The organism is Vulgatibacter sp. (assembly GCF_041687135.1).
GTDB lineage: Bacteria > Myxococcota > Myxococcia > Myxococcales > Vulgatibacteraceae > JAWLCN01.
The window spans coordinates 118692-142014 of record NZ_JAWLCN010000003.1 but is presented as its reverse complement, the minus strand read 5'-3'; the positions used below and the strand labels follow the sequence as shown (position 1 = coordinate 142014).

The window sequence follows — 23323 nt, the reverse complement described above, 5'->3', positions numbered from 1 at the left end:
TACGGGGAGCGGAGTTCAGGGTCAGCGCCGGGCGGCGGGCCAGGCTTCGATGCGGGTGCCGGTGGGGAGGCCCATCGCGCGGAAGAGGTGGGGGCCGATCCGCCAGGCGTTGACGCTGGTGGCGTCGCGACTGGCTGGCGGGAGGTGGCGCTCGTCGAGGAGGGCGCCGGTGCGGTCGAGGGTGCAGAGGGCGGTGGTGCCGAAGGTGAGCTCGACGGCGTTCTCCGCCTCGAGGGCACGCAGGTTGCGCGGGCTGCCGGGGAGCCGGAAGAGCACCTCGCCGGTGGCGAGATCGAAGGCGCGCAGGTCGCGGGCGGACATGTCCTGCCAGCGCACGGTGAAGCCGGTGTCGGCGGTGTGGACGAAGTCGATACGCACCGCGCCGGGCGCCTGGTAGCGCGGCGTGCCGGTGCTGCCGTCGAGGGCGGTGCCGTCGTCGGTGAGCACGGCGTGGGGCAGGAGGTGGATCGGGCCGTTCACCGCCTGGCCGGGGTGACCCCAGGTGCCGGTGTTCGCGCTCCAGAGGCGCGAGCCGGTTTCGTCCCAGCCGTCGACGTGGCCGGCGCGGTAGCCGTCCCAGGCGCCGACGAAGGTGCGGCCTTTCGCGTCGACGAGGAGGCGCTGCGCGCTGCCGTCGCCGCTCGCTGCCCAGCGTTCGTTGCCGGTCGCGGGATCGAGGGCGAAGAGCGCGTAACGATGATCGCCGGTGGGATTCGGAGAGCTGCCGCTCACCGCGAGGCGGAGTTCGTCGCCGTTCAGGGCGACGACGATGCCGCCGGGATAAAGCCTCTCGCGAAGCACCGACCAGGCGCGGGCGCGCACCTCACGGCTCCAGCGCGGGGCGCCGGTGGCGGGATCGATTGCGTCGAGGTGGAGGCCGCCTTTTCCGTCGCCGCGCTCGAAGATCAGGAGGCCCGGGTCGACGAGCAGCTGGTAGCCGCGCTCGCCCTCGAGGCTCCAGGCGGTGGCGCCGGTGCGGACGTCGATCGCCATCCAGGTCTCGGTCTCGGGATCCTTGCCGACGAGGAGGTGGAGCTCGGGGAGGTCGCGCTCGAAGTAGAGCCGGGTGGCGGGCATGCGCCACAACACGTCGCCGCTGGGGCCGAGGCGGATCCAGTCGCCCTGGGCCTCGACGAGGAGCGTGCCGGTCTCGTCGCTCTGCCTGGCGTAGAGGTAGTGTGCGGGGCTCTCGAAGCTCCACAGCTTTCCGTCTTCCGAGGGCTTGGTCGGGGCGCAGGCCTCGGCGGCGCAGGCGCCGCGCGAGCCGCACATCGTGTCGCAGGCGGCGCCGTCGCGGAGCGGGGCGGGGATGCAGGCGCCCGCGCTGCAGAAGGCGCCGTCGCTGCAGTCGTGGGCGTTGCCGCAGGCGGTGCCGTCGGGGGAGGGGAGGCAGCTCTCGCCGTCGGGGCCGCGGACGGTGCAATCGTCTCGGCAGCCGATCTGGCTGCTGCCCCGCAGCCAGATGGCGAAGGTCTTGCCGGCGGCACGCACCGTGGCGAGGCCGTCGTCGGGCTGGGTGGGATCCGGACTCCAGTGGGGCCGGTAGAGGAAGCGGAGCTGCCTCGTCTCGCCAGGCGCAAGGGTGAAGCGGCGCAGCTCGGGACCGAAGGGCGGGCGGGCCTCCACCTCGACGGTGAGGGCGGTGGGGCCGGCGTTGCGGATCGGCCCTTCCGCCGCGGCGCTGCGGTGCTGCTGCGTGGGCGGGAAGTCGATGCGTGCGGGGAGGTCGAGCGGGAGCGCCGGCTCGGGGCGCGGCTCCAAGGCGGAGGGGCCGGCTTCGCTGCAGGCGGCGAGCAGCAGGAGGATGGCGGCGGCGCGGCGCATGGGGCCTCCCTGGGGGGAAGCGGCTCAAGCTGCGGATCGGGCGCCGGTGGGGCAAGCCCTTCAGAGCTGGGGCGGCTTTTCGCCGGCGAAGCGGAGCAGGAACGCGCCCCAGCTGCGCATCGGCCGCCACCGCTCGCCGACCTGCGCGAGGCTGGCGCCGGGGCCGTAGGCACGCTCGGCTGCGTGCTGGGCGCGGGCAGCGGCGAGGGGGAGCAGGTCGGGGGCGCCGGCGCCGCGGATGAGCACGAGCTCGGCGCTGAAGGCCCCGATGCCGGGGAGCTGGCGCAGCGCCTTCACCGCCTCGTCGGTGGGGAGGGCGCGGAGGCGGGCTGCGTCGAGCTGGCCCCGCAGCGCGGCGTGGGCGTCGTCGTGGAGCCAGTCGAGCTTCTGGGCGACGACGCCGGGGATGCCGCGGATCCTGAGGAATTCCTCGGGGCCCGGGAAGGCGTGGAGCGTCTCGCCGGCCACCTGGACTTTGGCGCCGTGCTCCTCGGCGAGGCGGCGCATCTTCGTCGCGGCCTGCGCCATCTGCACCCGCTGGGTGAGGATCGACCAGACCGCCGCCTCCCAGGGCGAGCCGAAGAGCACGGGGCGCAGGCCCGGGTGGCGGGAGGCGATCCGGCGGAGGACGGGGTCGTTGGCGAGGATCCGCTCGAAGGCGGTTGCGTCCTGATCGAGGGAGAAGATCCGCTCGAGCGCCGGGCGGGCCTCGGCCGGCGCGTCGACGTGGACGGCGCTGCCGTCCTGCGTGAGCGCGGCGCCCACCGCCTCCCAATTTCCTTCGAGGGCGAAGGCGATGCGCAGGGTGGTGCCGTCCCACGTCGAGGTGGGAACCGGGAAGCTGGCGAGGACCCGCGCCGCCTGCTCGAGGGAGAAGGGACCTCTGGGGTGGAGCGTGAAGCTCACGGGAGCCAGGGCGCGAGGAAGGCCCTCGTCTCCTCCCAGATCGGCTCGGTGACGTCGAGGAGGCCGTGGTCCGAGTCGTATTCGACGAGGCGCACGTTCGGCATGCCCTCGGCGAATTTGCGCGAGGTGCCGACCGGCACGTCCTCGTCGTTCACGCCGTGGAGGATGAGCGTGGGGGCGTCGACCGGCGGGTAGGGCGAGTGGCCGAGGGCGTCGATGTAGAGGCCGAAGCCGATCGGCTCCTTGCGGCCGAAGGCGTGGTGATCGACGGGGAGCTCGCGGGCCTTGCGCCACAGCGCCATGCCCTCGTCGCCGAGCTTGCTCGTCCAGCGGGCGGGCAGATCGAAGGCGGGGCAGAGGAGCACCAGCGCCTCGACCCGCGGATCCTTCGCCGCGGCGAGGGCGGCGACGTAGCCGCCGAGGGAGGAGCCGATGAGCACCGCGCGCTCGGCGCCCTTCGCGTCGAGGATCGCGCGGACCTGGGCGAGGGAGCGGGAGAGGGTGAGGCCGCGAAAAGCCCCTTCGCCCTCGTTGAGATCGGGGAGCTCGAGGGGCACGCCTGCGGCGGCGAATTTCTCGGCGAAGAAGCGGGCCTTGTTCGAGCCGGGACCGGAGGCGAAGCCGTGGAGGTAGACGAAGACCGGCTCAGCCACGGAGCCGCTCCCGGAAAGCCTTCGCCCGCTCGCGCAGATCGTCGTCGTCGGCGGTGAGCTCGAGGGAGCGCAGCTGCTGATCGAGGGAGGGAGGGACCTTCTTGAGCTCGCCGGCCTCGTGCATCGCCTCGAGCTTGCCCATCGCCTTCTCGGCGACGCGCTCCTTCGGGTGGCCGAGGAATTCGGTGAGCAGGTAGGGATCGGGGGGCAGCTCGTGCTCCTCGACGAAGGCCTTCACCAGCTCCGACCACTTCTTGCGGTCCTCGGCGGACGCCTTCTGGATCGCCTCGATCGCCTTGGCCCTGGCGCTCTTCTCGCCGGAGGGATCGAGCAGGGCCTTGAGGCCATCGGGCGCTGCGGTGGCGCCGCCCTCGAAGAATTTGTCGAGGTTCGACTTGTACTGGCGGTACGCCTGCGACTTCTCGAGGCGCTCCTGCTGGCGGTCGGTGCGGTCGCTGGAGGTGTGCCGCGACTTGCCGCGCGCCTTGTCGATCTCCGACCAACTCTTCCTGGGACGATCGCCGTCCCCATCGCCGCGGCGGGGCATTGCCACACTCCTTCCTTGCGGAAACGTTTGGCCTTTCTACCATGCAGAGAACTCAAACGTAGTGCGAGGAGCACCATGGCGCGTGGAAAGCAGGGGCAGAAGGATGGAGCCGGGCGGGAGCGTGGCGAGGTGGCCGAGGCGCCCTCGCTCGGCCGCGTCTACGAGGGGCCGGAGCTCCTCGGGAAGCTCCTCGAGAAGGCGGGCGCCACGGTGGACGTCGCCGGGCTGGTGGAGCGCTTCCGGGCGGCGATCGCCAAGGACCAGTTGCCGCCCGAGGTGATTCCGGGGCTCTTCGAGAAGGAGCCGCGCTTCGGCGGGCCCGGCGACGCGATGCGCTTCTATTCGAACCTCTTCGGCGTGTGGGACCTGCTCGTCTTCGGGGCGTCCACCGAGGAGATCCTCAGCTGGGTGCCGGCGGAGCACGGCGCCCACGAGGAGGCGCACGAGGAGGAGGCGGCTGCCCGCGAGGTGGAGCTGCCGCCGCGGGGGAGCGTCGCCGGCATCGAGCTGCCCTACGAGATCACCGAGGTGACCTGGCAGGTGCTCGCCGACATGCAGCCGCGGGAGCGGACGCGCAGGCAGGATCGCTACGCCAACATGCAGAGCGAGCTGGCGGAGTGGGCGCGCACGGTGGATGGGCTCGACGGCGCGGCGCAGGAGACCCTCGAATACCTCTGCTTCGAGCTGGCGGAGATGTTCGACAACGCGTTCGGCGATCGCTTCGGCGCGGTTCGACTGCGTGATCTGCTCAACGCGGAGCCGGCAGCGGCGGACAAGCTCCAGCCCTACGCAGCGGACTACGTCGCCGAGTCGCTCGAGGAGGCGGAGGAGGACGAGGAGGAGCCGATCGGGCCGGACGAGCTCAAGCTCCTCGAGCGGTACGCGCGGCAGGCGCTGGTGGCGATGACGGCGGCGACGAAGGGCTAGGTCAGCGCTTCGGCCTCGGTTTGGAGGCCCCCGTCCCGGCCTTCCTCCTGCGGGGGGGCTGGGGCGTTTCCGCGGAAACGCGGCTGGACTGCCGGGCGGGCGGCTTGCTTGCCTTCGCCGTCTCCGCGGAGACACGGCTGCCCTTTCGGGCCACGCCCGCTGCGCCCTTCACCGTTTCCGCGGAAGCGCGCGCCCCCTTCCGGGCTGCTGCCGCTGCGACCTTCCCTGCGTCCGCCGCGTACTCCGCCGCCGTCTCCGCCGCGGCCTTCGCCCCCGATCGTGCCGGCGCCGCCACCCCGCGGGTGGTCACCGTCGCCACCTTGCCCGTGCGCCGCCCCGTCTCCTTCGCCGCCTCCGCGGCGACGCGGGTGCCGACGCGGCCCGTCTGCGTGGCGGCGACCGCTGCAGCCACCGCCCGCTTGCCCGCCTTCGCCGCCTTGCCGCCGATCGCTGCAGGCGCCTCCTCGATCGCAGCGGGTCCCCGCCGCGTCACCTTGCCCGGCCGCCTGCCCCCTGTGATCTCCCGGGTGGTCTCCGCCAGGCTCTCGCCAGCGCGCTGCAGCACCTCGGTCGCCTGCTGTGCCACGCGCAGCAGCGCCTCCCGCGCCGCCTTCGCGAAGGCGCCGGCGAAGCCCTGGGGGAGGAGCACGCCGGTGGCGATCTCGTCCGCCACCTCGTCCGCCTCCTCGAAGAGCTCCATGTCCTCCTCGTCGGTGCGGGCCGGGACGTGGCGCACCCTGCCGTCCGCCGGCGCCGGCACCGCCTCCTGCACCGCGGTGGCGAGCTGTTCCTCGGTGGCGAAGCGAACGTGGGGCACCCGCCGCTCCGTCTGCTCCCTCGCCGAGTCGAGGACCCGGAGCAGCACCAGCGGGAGCGCCGCCGTCGCCTTGCTCTCCCGCAGGCCGAGCGCCGTCTCCCTGCCACGGGAAGCGCGGATCCCGCAGTCGACCACCAGCACCTCCGGCCGCTCGCGCTTCGCCTGCTCGTAGGCAGCCGGCCACGACGGCTCGCCGACCGCCACCTGGTGGTCCTCTGCGGCGAGGAGGCGTGCCTGCCTCTCGCGGAGCGCTTCGTCGAAGGAGAGGAGCAGGACCCTGGACATCTTCGGTTCTCCGTGGCTTTCGCTGCAGGGCGGGGGTTCGCGGATGGTGCCCGCGGGCCCAAACTAATGCGCGTAGGGTGCTGCGGCGACGCGGCTTGCAAGACATGCGGGCCCCGGTAGGGCTCCATTGCGAGGGGGACGGGGCACGGACAGATTCACTACGAGCCAACAGGAGCCCACGTGCCCAGCGATCCCCTCGAGCTCAGTAGAGAGGCGCGCCATGTCGCGCTGCTCGACGACGTCTTCGGCTACCTCCGCGGCCGGGTCCGCTACGCCGACGCGCTGATCGAAGAGGTGAGCCGCGCCGAGTTCAGCAGGCTCTTCGGCGGCGACGAGGTGGTGAAGCCCCTCAATCGCAAGGGCGCCCTCGCCTTGCGCCTCGTCGGCGACGAGGGGCGCTCCCTCGACGTCTCGCTCGGCCTGCTCCCCTTCGAGCAGATCCGGCCCACCCTCGACGCGGCGCTGAAGCTCCTCGCGGTGCAGGTTCCCCACCCGGGCTTCGGCCTCGCCCCCGTTCCCAACCGGGAGCGGCGGCGCTACGGCGTGCCGGTGGAGCGCCATCCCGCCGAGGAGGTGGTGCTGCGCTTCGCCGAGCTCACCGCGGAGGTGGCGCGCCTCGATCGCGCCGCGGCGGAGAGCGTCTCGGGCCTCCTCGTCGAGTCGGAGATCTGGGCGTGGACGCAGGTCGAGGAGAAGCTCGTCGCCGACATCGACGGGCTCTTCAAGACCCAGGTGCTGCCGGCGACCTTCCTGCAGGTGGTCTCCCGCGCCAAGGATCCGGAGACCGGCAGGATGACCGAGCACCGCACCCGCATCGGCGACGTGCACGGCCTCGACATGCTCTTCGCCGGCGCCGGCATGCGCCCCGATTTCCGCGAGCAGATCGGCCAGAGCGCAAGGCGCGCGGTCCTCCTCCACGGTGCACGCACCCTCGCGCCCGACGAGCTGGAGAAGCTCAGCCACTACGTGCTCGGCACCAGCGCGATGGTCTTCGTCCACGAGGCGGAGGGGCACAACTTCGAGGCGGACACGATCAAGGAGGGCGGGAGCGGGCTCTTCCTCCGCGACGGCACGCCGGCGTGCGTTCCCTTCGGCAGCGAGCAGGTGGACGTCTGGGACGGACCGATCCGCAACCCCGACGGCACCTTCGCCTCGCTGGCGGGCTTCGGTTTCGAGTTCATCGACGACGAGGGGGTCGAGCTCCAGCCCGCGCAGCTGGTCCGCCGGGGCGAGATCGTCGGCAAGCTCCACAACCGCGAGACCGCCCACCACTTCGGCGAGACGAACAACGGCCGCGGCTTCTCCGAGCTGGGCGACAGGCGGCTGGTTCGGATGACCAACACCTACCTCCATCCGAGCGAGGGGGCGCGCTGGGAGGATAGCTTCGAGCGGCTCGTCGCCGACGTGCCCTTCGGCGTCTACCTCGAGGGGAGCCGCGGCGGCGCGGTGAGCAAGGGCGGGATGAGCACCACGATCCAGTTCGGCAGGCTGATCGTGAACGGCAGGCTCACCGAGGAGCGCCTCCTTCCCTCGAACCTCGCGGTGGACACGCGGCGGAGCCTCGAGGGGATCGAGGGCTTCGCCGGGCCCTTGCGCTGCGACGACCCCGGCTTCTGCGGCAAGGGGCAGACGAAACACGTGACCGACGGCGGGCCGATCACGCGGATCCGGGCGGGCGCCGGGATCACGCTGGGATTCTGATTGCTATGGGGTGCGGGCTGGAGGAGCGGTGAGCGAGGTCTTGGGCGCGCTGGTCGATGCGGGACGAAGGATCGCCGATGCGGCGCGGCAGCATGGTGACGACGTCGAAGTCTTCCTCGTTCGCCACGACGCCTATCCGATCGCGGTGCACGACGACGAGATCCGGCCCGAGATGCGGGTGGGAAGGGTGCAGGTCGGCATGCGGCTCATCCGCGACGGGCAGATGACGCTCGCCTCCACCGCAGGCCTCGATCCGGAGGAGAACCTCGACGCGCTGCGGACCGCCCTCGCGGTGGGCAAGCCCAGCGGCGTCCCCTCGTTCTCCGCGGCGCACGTGCCGCTCCAGGACGGGATCGACATCAGCCTGCAGCCCTACGTGCAGGATCCGGCGCTGGTGCAGGACCTTGCCCGCGCGATCCGGCGCCGCTTCCGCGAGGCGCCGAAGGCGGCGCTGATCGGCTCCTTCGATGCGGGATGCGAGCTCCGCCTCGTCTACCGCGCGGTGGTGACCACGAGGGGAGAGGGCGGGGGCGCGCGGGGCGGCCTGCTCTCCCACGCCGATCTCGACTCGAACCAGCACGACGTCGTCTATCGGCCGGTCATCGACGAGGCCGCGGTGCACGCGCTGCAGCACGTCGGCGTGCGCCTCCTCGAGGACTATCCCGACCGGGACGTCACGCCTGCGGAGCTCGGCATGCGCGGCGGCAGGATCCGCGCGCTCCTCGCCCCCCGGCTCGGCGAGGGGATCCTGCGCACCGTGCTCCAGGAGAAGCTCATCGCCACCACCCTCGCCAACGGCAACACGCACCTGCGGCAGGGGCTGCCGATCTTCGGCGCGCAGTTCACCCTCGATTCCCTCGGCGACGACCCGCACCTGCTCAACTGCGGCCCCTGCGACGACGAGGGAACGCCGACGCGGCGGACCCGGGTGATCGAGGGCGGCGTCTTCCAATCCTTCCTCTCGAGCCGCCGCTCGGCGCGGCGCACCGGCCTGCAGGAGACCGGGAACGGCATGCGCACGCCGATCTTCGACGAGGACATGAGCGAGGCGCTGATCCGCGACCGGATCGCGGGGATGGAGATGGCGCCCGGGACGCGGTCGATGGAGGAACTCGTCGCCTCGATGGAGCGCGGCGTGGTGCTCTTCTCGCTCCTCGGCCTCCACAGCGCCGACAAGGCGCGGGCGCAGTTCTCCACCACCGCCCGCGGTGGCTACGCCGTGAAGGAGGGGAAGGTGATCGGCCGCCTCGCGCCGGGGCATTGGTCGATCTCCGGTAGGCTCTTCGACGGGCCGCCGGGGCGGTCGATCTTCGCGGACGTGGAGCCCTCGCGGGAGCGCGTGCTCACCGGCACCGGGCGCATGCCCTGGCTCCTCGCCCACGTCGACGTCGCCTGAGCCATGCGGCGGCGCGAGCGAGGAACGACGATGGCGCCGCACCCCGGAGGTTGCGGCGCCGCTCTTCGCTCTCTCGGTCGTCCGTCCGCTACTGCGCGCGGATCACGTAGAGGCCGCTGTTCGTGCCGACGTAGACCGCGCGAGGCGACACCGTGGTGTCGAGGTAGACGTCGTGGATCCTGCCGTCCGGCACGTGCGGGCTCTTCTCCCACGCCTCGGTGGCGGGGTCCCAGCGCCACAGGCCCGCGTTCGCCGTGCCGACCCAGAGCTTCCCGTCGGTGGGATCGAGCTCCAGCGCGTTGATGTGCGTGTCCGGGGTGCCGGCGATGTTCGTCCACTTGCGCGGCGCGAAATCCATCGCGGCGAGGCCCTTGCCCCACGAGCCCACGTAGATGCGGCCCGCCTGCGTGTCGCCGGCGATGGCGTGCATCTCGTCGGGCTCCTCCACCGAGCCCCAGACCTCGGGGTGGGTGTCGGCGATCCACTTGGTCCGGTGGTGGTCGAGCCAGACCAGAATGTCCTCACCCACCGGCGGCGGGGGCACGGCGGCGAGCTTCCAGTGGCCGGCGAAGAGGGCGTTGCCCGCGGTGTCGACGTTGACGCCCCAGATGTAGCCGATCGCCTGCGAGCCGTTCTCGTCGCGCCACACCGAGTGGCGGTGATCGGCGTAGTCGTCGCCGCGGATCACGGTGAGGCCGTGGTTCGAGCCGACGAAGAGATCGCCGTGGTTGGGGCCGCCCACCACCCGCGCGCAGTCGAGGATCGAGCGGGTGTGGTCCATCCACTTCGCCGTCGAGTTCTGCAGGCGGTGGTGGAATTCGAGGGAGAGGGAGCCGTCCTCCTGCAGCGCGAAGCGATCGAGATCGCCGAGGAGCTTCTCCTCCTCGGTGAGCTCGCTCGGCTCCTTCTCGTAGCTGAGGTAGCCCACGTAGACCCTGCCCGGCGCGCCGCCGCAGACGCTGTAGGCGACGTGGCCGGTGTCGAACTGGCCGCCGCTCCCGGTGCGGGTGAACTGGCCCTCGCCCGCCTTCGCGGCGTAGACGGCGTTGCCGTCGATCACGTAGACGTTCTGGCCGTCGTCGACGCCGACGCCGGTGACGCGGCCGGGAATGCCCTCGCCGGGGCCGTAGCGGACGACGTCCTGCACCGGCCAGGGGCCCTCCGGATCCTCGACCTCGATCACCGGGCCGTTGCCCCCGCCGGGAAGCCGGGGCAGCTGGCCGGTCGAGGGACGTTCCGGGGTGAGGACGTTGCCGTCGTCCCCGCCGCCGCCACCCGATCCGCCGTGGCCGTCGGGCTGGGGGTGGAGCCGTCCCGGCTTGTCCGTTACTTCATCGCTGCTGCAGGCGGACGTGGCCAGCAGGGCTGCCGCTACGACCCACGCGCTTTTCGTGCTCAAGGTTCGCACCTCCTCGTGCAGCCGAAGAGCAAGGCGCGGGCCGCCTGCTCCTGCGGGCGCCATGGGCGATTTCGGCACGCCCCGGTGGGAAAGCGCTTTCCTCGGCGGGGCAGCCGGCTGTCCCGAACCGGCCACGCGTTGCCCTCGCTCCTGCGGCTGCGGTGCAGGCAGGCCACGACGCTACGGCAGGTGCACTTTCCAGTCTGACGGGCTTGACGCGAGAGAACGAATGCGGTCCCTTGCGCGCGCCGTGCGCCCCGACCCTGGGGCGCCCCATCAGCAACAGGAGTTTCCCGTGGCACACCATCCGTGGCACGACGTGGAGCTGCCGACGAATCTCGACGAGCCGGTTCCGGCGATCATCGAGATCCCGATGCACTCCAAGGTGAAGTACGAGCTCGACAAGGCGTCGGGCCTGCTCAAGGTCGACCGCATCCTCTTCTCCGCGGTCCACTACCCCGCCAACTACGGCTTCGTCCCCCGCACCTACTGCGACGACGGTGATCCGCTCGACATCCTCGTCTTCTGCCAGGAGCCGATCGCCTCGATGGCGGAGATGCGCGCCACGATCATCGGCGTGATGAAGATGCGCGACGACAAGGGCGAGGACGACAAGCTCATCGCCGTGCACTCGGACGATCCGGAGTACTCCTCGTACACCGATCTCTGGCAGCTGCCGCCGCATCGCCTGCGGGAGCTCAAGCGCTTCTTCGAGGACTACAAGGTGCTCGAGCGCAAGAGCGTGGTCGTGAGCGATCCGATGGGCCGCGACGAAGCCCTCAAGGTCCTCCGCGACGCGATCAAGCTCTACAACGACAACGTCGACGCGCTCATCGCCGGCTCGTCGATCAAGCCGGCCATCATGCCGGAGCCTGTCACCGAGGTGATGCCTTCGGTGCCCGCGGACGTCGTGGCCAAGCCGCGGCGCCCCCGGAAGAGCAGCCCCGCGCCCGCCGCCAGGGCGCCGCGCGCCGGCCGTGCCAAGGCCGCGAAGGCCGCCGCCGAGGAGAGCGCTCCGAAGCGGACCAGCCGCCGCAAGAAGAGCTGAGGCTGGTGGGGGGCGAACGCCGCCCCGCTGCCTCGCTGAAATGGGCCCGGCCCCGGCGCATCGAAGCCGGGCCGGGCCCGTTTCGTTCCTGCGCGGCGGCCGGAGCTACGCGGGCCGCGGGGCGATTCAGCGCGGCTCGCTGGCGATCCGGTTCGGCCCCGCCACCGGTGCCGGGAGCCCGTCGGCGTTCCACTGCACGCCCACCGGAACCACCCGGGGCAGGCCGCGGGGATCGCGCTTCTCCACGGCGATCGAGCCGGCGCTCCTGCCGTGGTCGAAGAGGTCGCGGGTGAGACGGACGTCCTCGCGGCAATACTGTTCGAGGAGATCGCGGCGGCCCTCGCGCCACCAGGTGATCGCCTGCAGGCCGTGGCCCGACTTCTTCGCCGCGAGGGTGGCGCGGCAGCAGCTGTCGAGGCTCACCCGGTGGCCGAGGCGGGCGTGCAGATCCTCGAGCAGATCAAAGAGCGGGATCTGCTCGAGAGGGCGCCCGGCAGCGTAGGGGCGGAGCACCTCGAGATCGAATTTGCGGTGGTTGAAGCCGATGACGAGGTCGGCTGCGAGGAGCCGGTCGAGGAGGGCGTCGACCTCGTCCTCCCAGTAGCTCGTGAAGGTGCCGCGCTGGTAGGACCAGAGGACGCAGATCGAGAGCCCGAGCCTGTCGGCCCGGCGATCCGGAACCTCGTCGAAGGCGCGCTGGGTCTCGAGATCGAGGACCAGCACTTCGCCGCCGCCAGGGACGAAGTCGATCCCCGGCGTGCCGGTGCTGCGCCGGGGCGGGGGCTCGACCGAGGCCTTGCTGCCCGCACGAAAGAGCCGCGCGGCCTCGACGTGCTTGCAGGTGCCGAGGCGGGCGGTGCGGAAATCGGGGCAGGAGCAGGTGGCGAGCAGGCCGGTGAGATCCGGCAGCACCAGGTAGGTGTTGCCGCTTCCCGAGCGGACCTGCACCCCGTTGCGCTCGCCGGCGGTGAAGGCGAACGCCTCTTCCTTGCCGGCGAGCTTGCGCCGCTCGACCTCGTCTGCCCACGCCACGCCCGCCTCCTTCCGTCGCACGCCGCAGCTGCGGCGCTACTCTACACCAGCCGGCTCTCCCAGCAGCGCCGCTTGAAGCCGCAGTCGCCGCAGGCAGCGGGACCCTCGAGCTTCCTCCAGGTCCCCTCGGCCCGGGCCCGCCCCAGCCGATCGCCGAGCATGGCGAGACGCGCGGCGTGGTCGTCGAGGTCCCCGCGATCGACGGGCTGCAGCTGCGCCTCGGCGCCGCGGTCCTTGAGCCAGGCGATGCCCACCCGCAGCGGCGACGCGCCGGGCAGGATCCGCGCCGCCGCGAGGGCATAGGTGCGGAGCTGGAAGCCGTAGGCGTCTGCAGGCTGGCCCTTGCCGCTGGCGTGTTTGTAGTCGACGAGGTGGACGGTGCCGGCGTCGTCGACGAAGAGCAGATCGATCTGGCCGCGGAGCGCGAGCGCCGAGCCGCCGGGCCCCTGGAGCTCGAGGGCGAAGGGAAGCTCCCGGTAGATGCGGCTGGCCGGCGTCGCCGCCAGCTTCCTGCCGAGCGGCCCCTGGACGAAGGCCACCGCGTCGGCGGCGATCGCCTCCACCTCGGGCTGGGCCGGATCGAGCCCCTCTGCCAGGACCACCTCGCGCACCGCCGCCGCCGCGTCCTCCGCGGAGCGGGCGTAGTCGACGCATTCGAGGAGCCGGTGGGCGAGCTGCCCGCGGGCGAGGCGATCGATGCCGGGCAGGTCGGCCTCGTCCGCCTCGGCGATCTCGGCGAGGGGACCTGCGGCGGCGTGCTCCTCGAGGCCGGCGACGATCTTGTAGAAGTAGCGGCGCTCGCAGCGGAGCAGCTCCGCCAGCTCGGTCACCGCGGCGACGAAGCGCCCCGGCGCGATCCGCAGCGGCGCCACCTGGTCGAGGAGGCGCTGCGCTTCCGCGGAAGGCGACGGTCCCACGTGGGACGAGCCCCGCGCTTCACCGTCCGGTCCCACGTGGGACGAAGCCTCGGCAAGCTCCATCGTCCCCGGTGCCGGCAGCAGCGGCGGCACCACCTCCACCAGCCCCTGCACCTCGCCCATCGCCTCGTCGAGGAGATGCCGCCAGGTATCCTTCGTGCCCCCCTTGCCCTTCTCGCCGCAGAGCACGAGCAGATCCCGGGCCCGGGTCACCGCCACGTAGAAGAGCCGGCGGCTCTCCGCCGCGCGCCGCGCCTTGAGCTCCTCGAGCACCTCCGCCGCATGCTCGTCGGCAATGCGCTCGTGGAGCGGATCGGTCGGCTTGATCGCCAGCCCCTTCTCCCGATCGAAGACGACCGCGTCGGTCTCGTTCTTCGAGCCGGCGGAGAGCTCCGGCAGCACCACCACCGGGAACTCGAGCCCCTTCGATGCGTGCACGGTGAGGATGCGCACCGCCCGCGCATCGGCGAAGGCGGCCACATCTGCCGGCGCCTCGCGATCGTCCGGATCGTCCGCCCGCTCGAGCATCTCCTCCACCGCTGCGAGGGCGCCCAGGCCCTGCTGCGCCTCGAGGCGCCGGAGCAGCTTCTCCACGTTGGCGAGGCGCTGCTCGCCCTGCGGCGCAGCAGCCCAGATCGGCCGCAGGCCCAACGCATCGATGGCGAGCCGCAGCACCTGCGCCGGACCGAGGCGATCGATCTCCCGCGAAAGCCGCCGCACCAGCGCCCCGATCCTGCCCACCCGCGCCGCTTCGTCCGCCGGCAGCTCCGCTGCGCAGCCCTCGCCGTGCTTGCCCAGCTCGAGCCTGCCCTGCGTCTCGAGCAGCACGAGGGCATCGTCCCCGACGCCGCCCAGCGGCGAGCGGAGCACCGCCGCCGAGGCGAAGCGATCCCACGGATCGCAGATCGCCAGCAGCAGCGCGGCGAGATCGCGGATCTCCCTGGCGCCGAAGAAGCCCCGTCCGCCCACGACGAGCGAGGGGATCCCGCGGGCGGCCAGGGCCTCCTGGTAGATCCCGACGCTCGCGAAGCTGCGGAAGAGGAGCGCCACGTCGGCGCCCACCAGCTGCCGCACGGCGCCGCCTTTTTCCTCCACCTGCCGCCCCGATCGGAGCAGCGCCTCGACGTGGGCGGCGACGAGCCGCGCCTCGTAGGGCCTGCGCTCGTCGGCGTTGAGCCCCGGCTCGCCGCAGAGGAGCTGCACCGCCGGCCGGTCCGCGTAGGCGGGACCATCCGTCCGCTGCGGCGCCAGCGCGTCCTCCTCCGGGAACCAGCCCACCTCGTAGGCCCGGGCCGACGGGGCGAGGACCTGCCCGAAGATCCCGTTGGCGAAGTGGACCAGCCCCGGCCGCGAGCGCCAGGAGCGGGTGAGCGCCTCGAGCCGCAGCTCCTTCCCCGCGCGGGCCCTCGCGGTGAGGTCGGCGAAGAGCGCCACGTCCGCCCCGCGGAACTCGTAGATCGACTGCTTGCGGTCGCCCACCGCGCAGAAGACCGCAGGCTCCAGGGGCAGCGCCGCACACGAGCCACCCGGCGCCACCGGCCGCTGCTCGTCGCGGGCCTCGGCCAGGAGCCGGACCAGGTCGAGCTGCACGCCGTTGGTGTCCTGGAATTCGTCGACCAGCAGCGCGGAGATGCGCCGCTTGGCCTCCCCCCGCACGTCGTGATCGTCCCGGAGCAGGTCGCGGGTCTGCCGGATGAGGTCGGCGAAATCGAGCCCGCCTGCCCGGCGCTTCTCCGCGGCGTAGCGAGCGGAGACCTCCTCGAGCACCTCCACCAGATCGGCGGCGATCGAGGCCTGCCGCGCCGACGCCCAAGCCGACTGGAGCCGCTCCCAGCTCGCTTTGGCGTCGCCCCACGGCTCCTTGGCTCCCTTCGGCAGCGGGCCCCGCCCGGTCGAGCAGCCGAGCACCGCCGCCACCGCCGGGTACCAGACGGCGATCGCCTCGGGAAGGCAGCGGCCGATCCGGCTCCGCTCCCTGGCGAGGGTCTGCACCGCCTGCTGGAGCCTTGGAGCGTCGCTCCCTGCGACGCCCTGCAGCGCGAGCGAAAGGAAGCCGCAGGCATCACCGAGGCGCGCGCTGGCGCGCTGCCGATCGAAGGCCCCGTTGGTGAGGAGCGAGCGCGCATCGCGGCCCTCCTCGGCGAGCTTGCCGTGGAGGAAGCCGAGGGCGTCGCGCACGGGATCGAGGCCGCCGAGCTCGGTGGCCAGGCGCCGCGCGGCGCCCGGGGTACCGACGCGCTCGAGGAGCACCTCCTCCCGCGCCCGCTCGAAGAGGGCGCTGCCCTGCCGCTCGTCGAGGATGGCGAAGCGCGGATCGAGCCGCGCCTCCGCGGCGAAGGCCCGGAGCAGCTGGCCGCAGAGCGAGTGGAAGGTGCCGATGGGCGCCGTCGAGAGGGCCCGCGCGATCCGCTCCCAATCGCCGGCGGAGGGGCGCCGCGCGCCGAGGAGCGCCGCCAGGTCCGGCTCCTTCGCCAGGTCGCCGCCGTTGTGCGCGAGCTTGAGCGCCCGGTCGGCGATCCGCTGCCGCAGCTCGGCCGCAGCCTTCTCGGTGAAGGTCACCGCCCAGACCCGCCCGGGATCGACGGGGGCGCGGCCGCCGGCTCCCGCGTAGAGGCCGAGGGCGACTGTGACCAGCGCGTGGGTCTTGCCCGATCCCGCACCAGCCGCGAGCACCAGGTTCCGATCGAGGACGAGACTCATTCATCACCTCCCACGCCGCCGTCGACCCGGCACACCGTCGCGAACCTGCAGAAGGAGCAGCCCTTCTTCGGGCCGGGACCGCCGTGGGGCCTCACGTCGAAGCGTCCCGCCCGCATCGCGTAGAGGAAGGCCCAGGCCGCGTCGGCGACGTTGGGATCGCCGTCGACCGGCAGGGCGCCGGCGCCCGGGGCCGCTTCGACCTTCTCGCCGTTGCGTGCCGCCGCGCGCCGATCGGGATCGAGCTCCAGCAGCGCCTCCAGCGGCACCTGCACCTTCTCGCAGGCCTGCCGCAGCGTCTTCGACGTGCCGCCGTCGCGCAGCGAGCGCAGGCCGGCGTCGACGTGCGGAGCGCCGGTGTGCTGCAGGGCCCAGACCGCGTAGATCGGCAGCTGGAAGCTCGACCGTCCGATCTCGGCGGCGTCGACCTTCTGGTCGACCTTGCCGGATTTGTAGTCGATCACCTCGACGGCGGTTCCGTCCGGCGCACGGTCGACGCGATCGACCCTGCCGCGCACGGCGATCCGCTCCCTGCCGTCGGGCGAGGGGAGGAAGAGCGCATCGGCCCCCTCGTCCCCGAAGGGCGCCTCGAACTCGCTCGGCACCAGCTCCGATCCCCGGCGCCGCTCGCTCTCGAGCAGGCGGCAGACGGCGCCGGCGACCTGCTCCCGCCGCAGCGTCCAGAGCGCTGCGGGTCCGGTCCGCTCCCGCTGCTGCCAGCGATCGAGGGCGCGCTCCGCAGCTGCCAGGGCGACCTGCTCCTCGCGTTCGCCAGCGGCGCCGCCGCGCAAGGGAAGGAGCCCCTCGTCCCGCAGCGCCGCGAAGACGTCGGCGACCACCTCGTGCTGCAGCGTGCCGCCCTCGCGGGCGTCGAGCTCGTCGCCCGCTGCCTCCGGCTCTGGAAGCGAGAGGATCCGCCCGGCGAAGAAGCGGTAGGGACAACCCGCAAAACTCTCCAGCGCCGACACCGAGGCGGCCCAGGCCACGTTTTCGCCGAAGCGCTCGGTGCCCCGGCGCAGCCGCGCCTCGATCGCCGCCAGCGCAGCAGGCGAGGAGATCCTGCCGACGCGCCCGGCGCCGCCGTAGGCCGAAGCGCCGGCGTGCACCGCGGCGGCGACCGGGTCGGCGCCTGCAGCCTCCCGCACCGCCTCCGCCCCGACGTCCCCCGGCGCAGGCGCCGCCCCTGCAGCGAGGAGCGCCGCCCTGGCGAGGAGATCGCCCGGGCTCGCGCACCGCGTCGCCGGCGGAACGATCGCCGCGCGCTCCCGCACCGGCTCCTCGATCCCCGCAGCCGCGAGCGCCTCGGCGAAGAAGGGCGAGCGCACCGACTCCTTCCCCGCCTCGTCGAGATGGGACGCGGTGAGGGTGAGGCTCTCCCGCGCCGCTGCCACCGCCAGCGCGAAGAGCAGCGGCTCCTCCGCCGCATGCCATCGGAAGATCTGCCGCCCCGCAGCAGCGCCGATGGCCTCCCGATCCGCCTCGTCGAGGAGGGGCTCGCTGCTCTTGCGGGCGGGGAAGCTCCCGTCGATCACGTTGCACAAGACCAGATGCGCGCAGCTGCGCCCCGGCAGCTCGCTCACGTCGAGCAGCCGCACCGCGCCGCCACGGGCGCCGCGCGCAGGCAGCGAGGTCTGCCCGAGCGCCGTTTCGAGCAGATCCCGGAAGCGCGAGAGCTCCACCTGCCGATCGGCGAGGCCCGCCCGCCGCGCTGCCCCTGCCACCGAGGCCAGCGCCGCCGAGAGCGCCCGCAGCGCCGCCTGGTCCCGGGCCACCGCCCGCGCCGCAGCGACGTCGATGGCGCCGAAGCCCTCCTCGCGCTCCTCCGCAGCCCGGCTCCTGCCATGGAGGCCAATCGCCTCCAGCCCTGCGGCGAAGCGCTGCGCGTGGGCGACGAGGGTCGCCTGCTCCTCCATCCGCACCTGGCCGAGGAAGGCGCCGAGGTGCTCCGCCGCACGCGCCGCCTGCTCCCCCCGCCGCTCGCCGCTGGCCAACAGCCGCTCCGCATGGGCCCGCAGACGGCCCGCGTGCCCCTCGCCCCGATCGTCGCGAGAGGCCGCCTCGCGAAGCAGCCGCGCCACCTCGCGGGGCGGCACGTAGCCCGCCTCGTCGGCGATGCCGCCGGCGACGTAGCGGGAGAGGAGCACCGCGCAGAGCTCCTCCCGCGGATAGGCGCGCTCCGCCGCCCGCAGGAGCTGCAGCGCCACCGCCACCGGCGGCGCCTCCGCGGCGGCCTGGCCCCGGCGATCCCGCCAGGGGATCCCCGCTGCGTCGAAGGCCGTCACCATCCGCTGCCGGACCGCCGGCAGCCCCCGCGCCGCCACGAAGAGATCGTCGGGCGAGATGCCCGCCCGGAGCTTCTCGCGCACCGTGGCCACCACCGCCCGCAGCTCCGCATCCGGGTCGTCGCCCTGGACGAGCTGCACCGGCGCCTCCGCCACCGGGGGAAGATCCGGATCGAAGAGACGGCGCTGGAACGCCTCGAGCGCGCCGCCGCCATAGGCCTTGGGCGCCACCTCGATGCCGCGCCCCTCGCCTTCGAGGGGCCGCTGCAACATCTCGAGCGATGCGGCGAGGCCCGGCCTGCCCTCGAAGGCGGGGAGCCGGTAGATCACCCGCAGCCCCCGCCGCGCCAGCGCCGCGAGGAAGCGGACCCGGACCACGGGAAGCGAGACGAGATCCTCGACCTCGATCCCCTCGGCCCGGGCCAGGTCGGCGGGAAGCTCCATCACCTCCAGCCGATCGAGGAGGGCGAGCCGCGCCCCCGCCATGTCGATCAGCCCCCGCTCCTCGCAGGCGCGCTCGTAGGCCGTGGCGATCCGCTCGATCCCGGCGAGGCGCCGGGCCGTGAGCCCCGTCACCCGCCGCGCCAGCTGGGCGAGCTCGGCCCTGCCGCAGCCGCCCTCGCGCAGGCCGTCCCAGGCCGAGAGGAAGGCCCTGGCGAAACCCGCCTCGCCGCTCACCCCGGCAAAGCAGGTCCCCGCCGCCGCAGCGGGGGCGACCTCGCCGACGAGGAGCTCCGCCGCCAGCGGATCGATCGGCGCGAGCCCCGCGGCGGCGAAGAGCCGGCGCTCCAGATCGCGCACGGTGAGGAGGCCGACGCCGAGGGCGGCGCCGCCGCTCGCACGGGCCCGGGAGAGGATCTCCTCCTCGACGCGGTCGGCGACGGGGAGGACGCGGAATGGCAGGGCAGGGGACGGGTTGGTTCGCACGCCCGTCGTCTTACCTCACCCCTCCGACATTGGCGAAGCGCGCCCCGGAGGCGGCGCTTGCCCGATGGCGCTACCGGCCCGAGATTCCGGCGGAAATGGGATCCCGAGGAAACGACTCCGTGGTGAGGCGGGCGCTGCGCTGGTGGTTCGCGCCGCCCTTCTCGCCCTCGGTGAGCTTCAACGTCGCCATCGACTTCGGGGCTGCACGAGCCTATCTCGCGCAGCTCCGGCAGCAGGGCGTCCCCGCGACGGTCCACCACCTCCTCGTCGCCGCCATCGGGCGCGTCCTCGCCGCCCACCCGGAGGCCAACGCCCGCCTCGTGGGCAAGCGGGTGGTGCGGGTGGACGAGGTCGCCCTCGCCATGCCGGTCAACCTGGTGGGGCATCCGAGCGAGGCGCTGCGGGAGACCTCGCTCGCCTTCCTCCGCGGCATCGACCGGCTTTCCCTCTCCCGCATCGTCGAGCGGGCCCGCACCCGCGTCGCCAGCGAGCGCCAGGGTCGGGCGTCGCAGCCGGTGCTGCGCGCGTTGCTCCGCCTCGGCGAGCACCTGCCCGACCCGATCTTCGACGGCACCCTCGATCTGCTCGCGGCGGGCCTCGACCATCCGCGCCTCGCCAGGGCCTTCCACCGTCTGGTGCCGATGAGCACCGCGCTGACCAACCCCGGCGCGGCGATCCCGGCGGACGATCTCCGCAGGAGCGGCATGCTCTTCCGCGGCGCATCGCTGGAGGTCCCCAGCCGGCCGCTCCACTTCAGCACCCTCTGGGGCATCTCCACCGTGCAGGACGAGGTGGTGGCGCGGGACGGGGTGCCGGAGGTGCGCCCGCTCCTTCCCGTGGTCCTCGTCTTCGACCACCGGGTCTTCGACGGGGTGGTCGCCGGCCGCCTCCTCACCGGGCTGGCGGCACTCCTCCAGGCGCCCGCGGCGCATTTCGGCGCGCGGGGCGAAGCGGGCGGCTGATGCGCACCTTCGCAGGGTGATCCTCGTCGGCACCAGCGGCTACAGCTACGCCCACTGGAAGCGGATCTTCTACCCGCCCGGCCTGCCGGCCAGGCGCTGGCTCGCCTTCTACGCCAGCGTCTTCCGCACCGTGGAGCTCAACGCCACCTTCTACCGCCTGCCCACCGAGACGGCGGTCGAGCGCTGGCGCGACGAGGCGCCGCCTGGCTTTCTCTTCGCCGCAAAAGGGAGCCGCTACCTCACCCACATGAAGCGGCTCACCGACGCGGAAGCGGGCCTCGACCGCTACTTCGAGCGGATCGACCATCTCCGCCCGAAGCTCGGCCCCATCCTCTGGCAGCTGCCTCCGCAGATGGACAAGGCCGATCCCGCGAGGCTCGAAGGCTTCCTGCGCCTCCTGCCGCCGGGACGCCACGTCTTCGAGTTCCGCGACGCCGCCTGGTACACGGCGGCGATCTGCGATCTCCTCGACGCGTACGGCGCCGCCTTCTGCGAGCACGATCTCGTGGCGAAGAAGCCGCCGCGCCACACCGGCAACTTCCGCTACGTGCGCTACCACGGCGCCACCGGCAGATACGGCGGGCTCTACGGCAAGAAGGCCCTCTCACCCATGGTGAGAAGCCTCCGCAGCGGCGCCACCGACGCCTACGTCTACTTCAACAACGATCTGCAGGGCCACGCGCTGGTCGACGCCCTCGACTTCCTCGAGCTCCTCGGCGAGGACCGCAGGCCCGCGCTCGAGGAAGCCGTCGCGTCGCTCCAGTAGCTACCGCGCCTCGGGCTTGCCCAGCTCCGCCGCGAGGTACCGCTGGATCTGCCCGTAGAGCCGGGTGGTCACCAGCGGATCCGGCACCATGTGCGTGAAGCCCGCCAGCGGCAGGAAGTCGTGCTTCTTGCCGGCGCGGAAGAGCGCGTCGCTCATCTTCAGCGCGTGGCTGAAGTAGACGTTGTCGTCCGCGGTGCCGTGGACGATGAGCAGCGGCCGCTGCAGATCCTTCGCCCAGGTGAGCACCGAGCTCTTCTCGTAGCCCTGCGCGTTGGCCTCCGGCATCCCCATGTAGCGCTCGGTGTAGTGGGTGTCGTAGTCCATCCAATCGGCGACCGGCGCACCGGCCACGCCGACCTTGAAGGTCTCCGGCGCGCGCATCACCGCCATCGCGGAGAAATAGCCGCCGAAGCTCCAACCGAAGATGCCGACGCGATCGCCGTCCATCTCCGGGTACTTCGCCGCCAGCGCCTTCACCCCCGCCACCTGATCGGCGAGGGGCACGTCGATGAGGTTGCCCTTGATCACCCGCTCCCATGCCCGCCCGCGGTTGGGCGTGCCGCGGCCGTCGATCGAGACCACCACGAAGCCGTGGTCGGCGAACCACTGCTGCAGCAGCCAGCGATCGCCGGCGGCGGTCACCGTCTGGTAGTGGGGGCCGCCGTAGACGTAGACGATCACCGGGTAGCGGAGCTTCGGATCGAAGTTGCGCGGACGCAGGATCCCCGCGGCGAAGTCGTGCTCGCCGCCGAGGCGCACCAGCTCGAGGTTGGGCGCGAAGGGCGCCTTCTCCGCCTTCGACTGCAGGGCGCCCGCGACCGTGCCGTCCGCCTTCACCACCTGCCAGCGGGTCTCGCCGGAGGGCGCCGCGGTGGTGCGCACCGAGAGGCCGCCCTTCGCCGCCCAGATCGCGTCGTGGAGCCCGTCGCCCACGCTCACCGCCTCGAGCTTCCCGTCGGCGAGGCCGAGGCGGAAGAGCTGCCGCTGCGTCGGATCCTTCGCAGCCGCCACCACCACGTGGTCGTCGCCGGCGAAGGAGAGCCCCTGGTAGCCGAAGCCCGGATCGGTGATCGCCCGCACCAGCTTGCCGTCCCTGCCGCGCAGCTCGAGCTGCCACGCGCCTTCGCGCTCGGTGGTCCAGAGGAAGCCCGAGCCGTCGGCGAGCCAGCGCGGCATCTCCTGGTCGATGTTGAGCCACGCCTCGTCGCGCTCGACCAGCAGCTCCCGCGCAGCGCCGGTGGCCGGATCGATCGCGAGCAGGGCCTCCTCGGTCTGCGTGCGGTTCTGCACCAGCACCGTGAGCGGCGCGCCCTTCGCCCACTTCACGGTGGCGAGGTAGGGGTAGCGCTCCCGATCCCACTGCGCCCACACGGTCTTGCCGCCTGCCACCGGGACGATGCCGAGGCGCACCTCGGCGTTCTTCTTCCCCGGCCGCGGGTAGCGCCAGGGCTGCGCCGGCGCCTGCGGGTTCATCGGATCGGAGATGAAGTTGGTCTCGACCTGGGAGACGTCGGTCTGCTGGTAGGCGAGGAGCCTGCCGTCGGGGGAGAACCAGCTCCCCTCCATCCGGCCCATCTCCTCCTGCGCCACGAACTCGGCGAGGCCGTTCTCGATCGTCTCGGTCTCGCGCACGGTGAGGCGCTTCTGCTTCCCGGCCGCCACGTCGATGACGAAGAGGTCGCCGTCGCGCACCACCACCACCTTCGTGCCATCCGGCGAGAAGCGCGGATCGATCGGGTGGCCGCCGTCGGAGGGCAGCTCCGTCACCTTGCCGCTGGCGCGCTCCGCCACGAAGAGCCGGCCCGAGAGCGGCACGAGGATCTGCTTGCCGTCGGGGGAGAGGGAGTAGCCGGCGATGCCCCGGGCAGCGAGGCGCATCCGCTCGCGGCGGGCGAGCTCCTCGGCGGTGAGCTTCTCCTCCCCGCCCTCGAGGATCTTCTCGGCGGTGAGGAGCACGCGCTCCGTGCCGGTGGCGGGATCGAAGAGCCAGAGGTCCTGGACGAAGGAGCGCGGCCCGGAGCGGAGGAAGAGCACCGCGTCGCCGTCGGGCGTCACCTTGATCTGCGACGGGCGGCCGAGGCGGAAGCGGAAGGTTTCGGCGTAGTCGGTGAGGAAGGAGTCGCTCGCCAGCGAGGGCGGCGCCGCCGAAGGCGCCGGCGCCTCGGGCTGGGTGCTCTGGGTGCAGCCGGTGGCGAGGGCTGCAGCGAGGAAGATCGTCCGCAGGGAGTTGCGCATCG

At 72.8% G+C, this 23323-nt stretch carries 16 protein-coding genes; 6 read left to right on the top strand and 10 right to left on the bottom strand.

Annotated elements, in window-relative coordinates; translation table 11 throughout:
• Positions 1 to 21 precede the first annotated feature (21 nt).
• The 4 genes from ACESMR_RS08075 to ACESMR_RS08060 are packed head-to-tail and all read right to left on the bottom strand — an operon-like array spanning position 22 to position 3930.
• Positions 22 to 1824, bottom strand: a complete 1803-nt coding sequence (locus ACESMR_RS08075) for a PQQ-binding-like beta-propeller repeat protein (RefSeq protein WP_373046541.1) — start codon at positions 1822 to 1824, stop codon at positions 22 to 24.
• Between the two features lie 60 nt (positions 1825 to 1884).
• Positions 1885 to 2730 carry a DNA-3-methyladenine glycosylase family protein gene (locus tag ACESMR_RS08070; protein WP_373046540.1) on the bottom strand — a complete coding sequence of 282 codons (846 nt, stop codon included), beginning with the start codon at positions 2728 to 2730 and terminating at the stop codon, positions 1885 to 1887.
• Complete coding sequence (locus tag ACESMR_RS08065; protein WP_373046539.1) at positions 2727 to 3383, bottom strand: alpha/beta hydrolase; 657 nt, start codon at positions 3381 to 3383, stop codon at positions 2727 to 2729. Before ACESMR_RS08065 ends, ACESMR_RS08070 begins: the two co-directional genes overlap by 4 nt.
• Positions 3376 to 3930: a hypothetical protein gene (locus tag ACESMR_RS08060; RefSeq protein WP_373046538.1), complete on the bottom strand. Its 555-nt coding sequence runs from the start codon at positions 3928 to 3930 to the stop codon at positions 3376 to 3378. Before ACESMR_RS08060 ends, ACESMR_RS08065 begins: the two co-directional genes overlap by 8 nt.
• Before the next feature lie 75 nt (positions 3931 to 4005).
• On the opposite strand from ACESMR_RS08060, the gene ACESMR_RS08055 reads away from it, so the two are divergent.
• Positions 4006 to 4857 carry a hypothetical protein gene (locus ACESMR_RS08055; RefSeq protein ID WP_373046537.1) on the top strand — a complete coding sequence of 284 codons (852 nt, stop codon included), beginning with the start codon at positions 4006 to 4008 and terminating at the stop codon, positions 4855 to 4857.
• 1 nt (position 4858) lies between these two features.
• Here the strand turns inward: ACESMR_RS08055 and ACESMR_RS08050 are convergent, their stop codons facing one another.
• Positions 4859 to 5959: a hypothetical protein gene (locus tag ACESMR_RS08050; protein ID WP_373046536.1), complete on the bottom strand. Its 1101-nt coding sequence runs from the start codon at positions 5957 to 5959 to the stop codon at positions 4859 to 4861.
• A gap of 180 nt (positions 5960 to 6139) precedes the next feature.
• Here ACESMR_RS08050 and ACESMR_RS08045 point away from each other — a divergent pair, with 180 nt between their 5' ends.
• On the top strand, positions 6140 to 7660 hold the full coding sequence (locus ACESMR_RS08045) for a metallopeptidase TldD-related protein (protein ID WP_373046535.1): 1521 nt from the start codon (positions 6140 to 6142) through the stop codon (positions 7658 to 7660).
• A 28-nt stretch (positions 7661 to 7688) separates the two neighbouring features.
• Positions 7689 to 9056: a metallopeptidase TldD-related protein gene (locus tag ACESMR_RS08040; RefSeq protein WP_373046534.1), complete on the top strand. Its 1368-nt coding sequence runs from the start codon at positions 7689 to 7691 to the stop codon at positions 9054 to 9056.
• An 88-nt stretch (positions 9057 to 9144) separates the two neighbouring features.
• On the opposite strand, the gene ACESMR_RS08035 is transcribed toward ACESMR_RS08040, so the two are convergent.
• Positions 9145 to 10455, bottom strand: a complete 1311-nt coding sequence (locus ACESMR_RS08035) for a hypothetical protein (protein ID WP_373046533.1) — start codon at positions 10453 to 10455, stop codon at positions 9145 to 9147.
• A gap of 295 nt (positions 10456 to 10750) precedes the next feature.
• Between ACESMR_RS08035 and ACESMR_RS08030 the strand changes: the two genes are divergently transcribed.
• Positions 10751 to 11503 carry an inorganic diphosphatase gene (locus tag ACESMR_RS08030; protein WP_373046532.1) on the top strand — a complete coding sequence of 251 codons (753 nt, stop codon included), beginning with the start codon at positions 10751 to 10753 and terminating at the stop codon, positions 11501 to 11503.
• 126 nt (positions 11504 to 11629) lie between these two features.
• Here the strand turns inward: ACESMR_RS08030 and ACESMR_RS08025 are convergent, their stop codons facing one another.
• Genes ACESMR_RS08025 through ACESMR_RS08015 form a run of 3 tightly spaced genes read right to left on the bottom strand, consistent with a single transcriptional unit; the run spans position 11630 to position 19358 of the window.
• Positions 11630 to 12535 carry a ribonuclease H-like domain-containing protein gene (locus tag ACESMR_RS08025; protein WP_373046531.1) on the bottom strand — a complete coding sequence of 302 codons (906 nt, stop codon included), beginning with the start codon at positions 12533 to 12535 and terminating at the stop codon, positions 11630 to 11632.
• Positions 12536 to 12576: 41 nt separating this feature from the next.
• A complete protein-coding gene (locus tag ACESMR_RS08020) occupies positions 12577 to 16152 on the bottom strand; it encodes a UvrD-helicase domain-containing protein (protein WP_373046530.1) in 3576 nt (1191 codons plus the stop codon).
• On the bottom strand, positions 16149 to 19358 hold the full coding sequence (locus ACESMR_RS08015; protein WP_373046529.1) for a PD-(D/E)XK nuclease family protein: 3210 nt from the start codon (positions 19356 to 19358) through the stop codon (positions 16149 to 16151). The genes ACESMR_RS08020 and ACESMR_RS08015 overlap by 4 nt, the downstream gene beginning before the upstream one ends.
• 122 nt (positions 19359 to 19480) lie before the next feature.
• Between ACESMR_RS08015 and ACESMR_RS08010 the strand changes: the two genes are divergently transcribed.
• Both ACESMR_RS08010 and ACESMR_RS08005 read left to right on the top strand, forming a co-directional pair.
• Positions 19481 to 20320: a 2-oxo acid dehydrogenase subunit E2 gene (locus ACESMR_RS08010; protein ID WP_373046528.1), complete on the top strand. Its 840-nt coding sequence runs from the start codon at positions 19481 to 19483 to the stop codon at positions 20318 to 20320.
• A gap of 16 nt (positions 20321 to 20336) precedes the next feature.
• Positions 20337 to 21086, top strand: coding sequence for a DUF72 domain-containing protein (locus tag ACESMR_RS08005; RefSeq protein ID WP_373046527.1), 750 nt, complete (start codon positions 20337 to 20339; stop codon positions 21084 to 21086).
• On the opposite strand, the gene ACESMR_RS08000 is transcribed toward ACESMR_RS08005, so the two are convergent.
• The gene (locus ACESMR_RS08000) at positions 21087 to 23321 is read right to left on the bottom strand and encodes a DPP IV N-terminal domain-containing protein (protein ID WP_373046526.1); all 2235 of its coding nucleotides are present in this window, start codon (positions 23319 to 23321) and stop codon (positions 21087 to 21089) included. It abuts the gene before it with no gap.
• Positions 23322 to 23323: the final 2 nt, after the last annotated feature.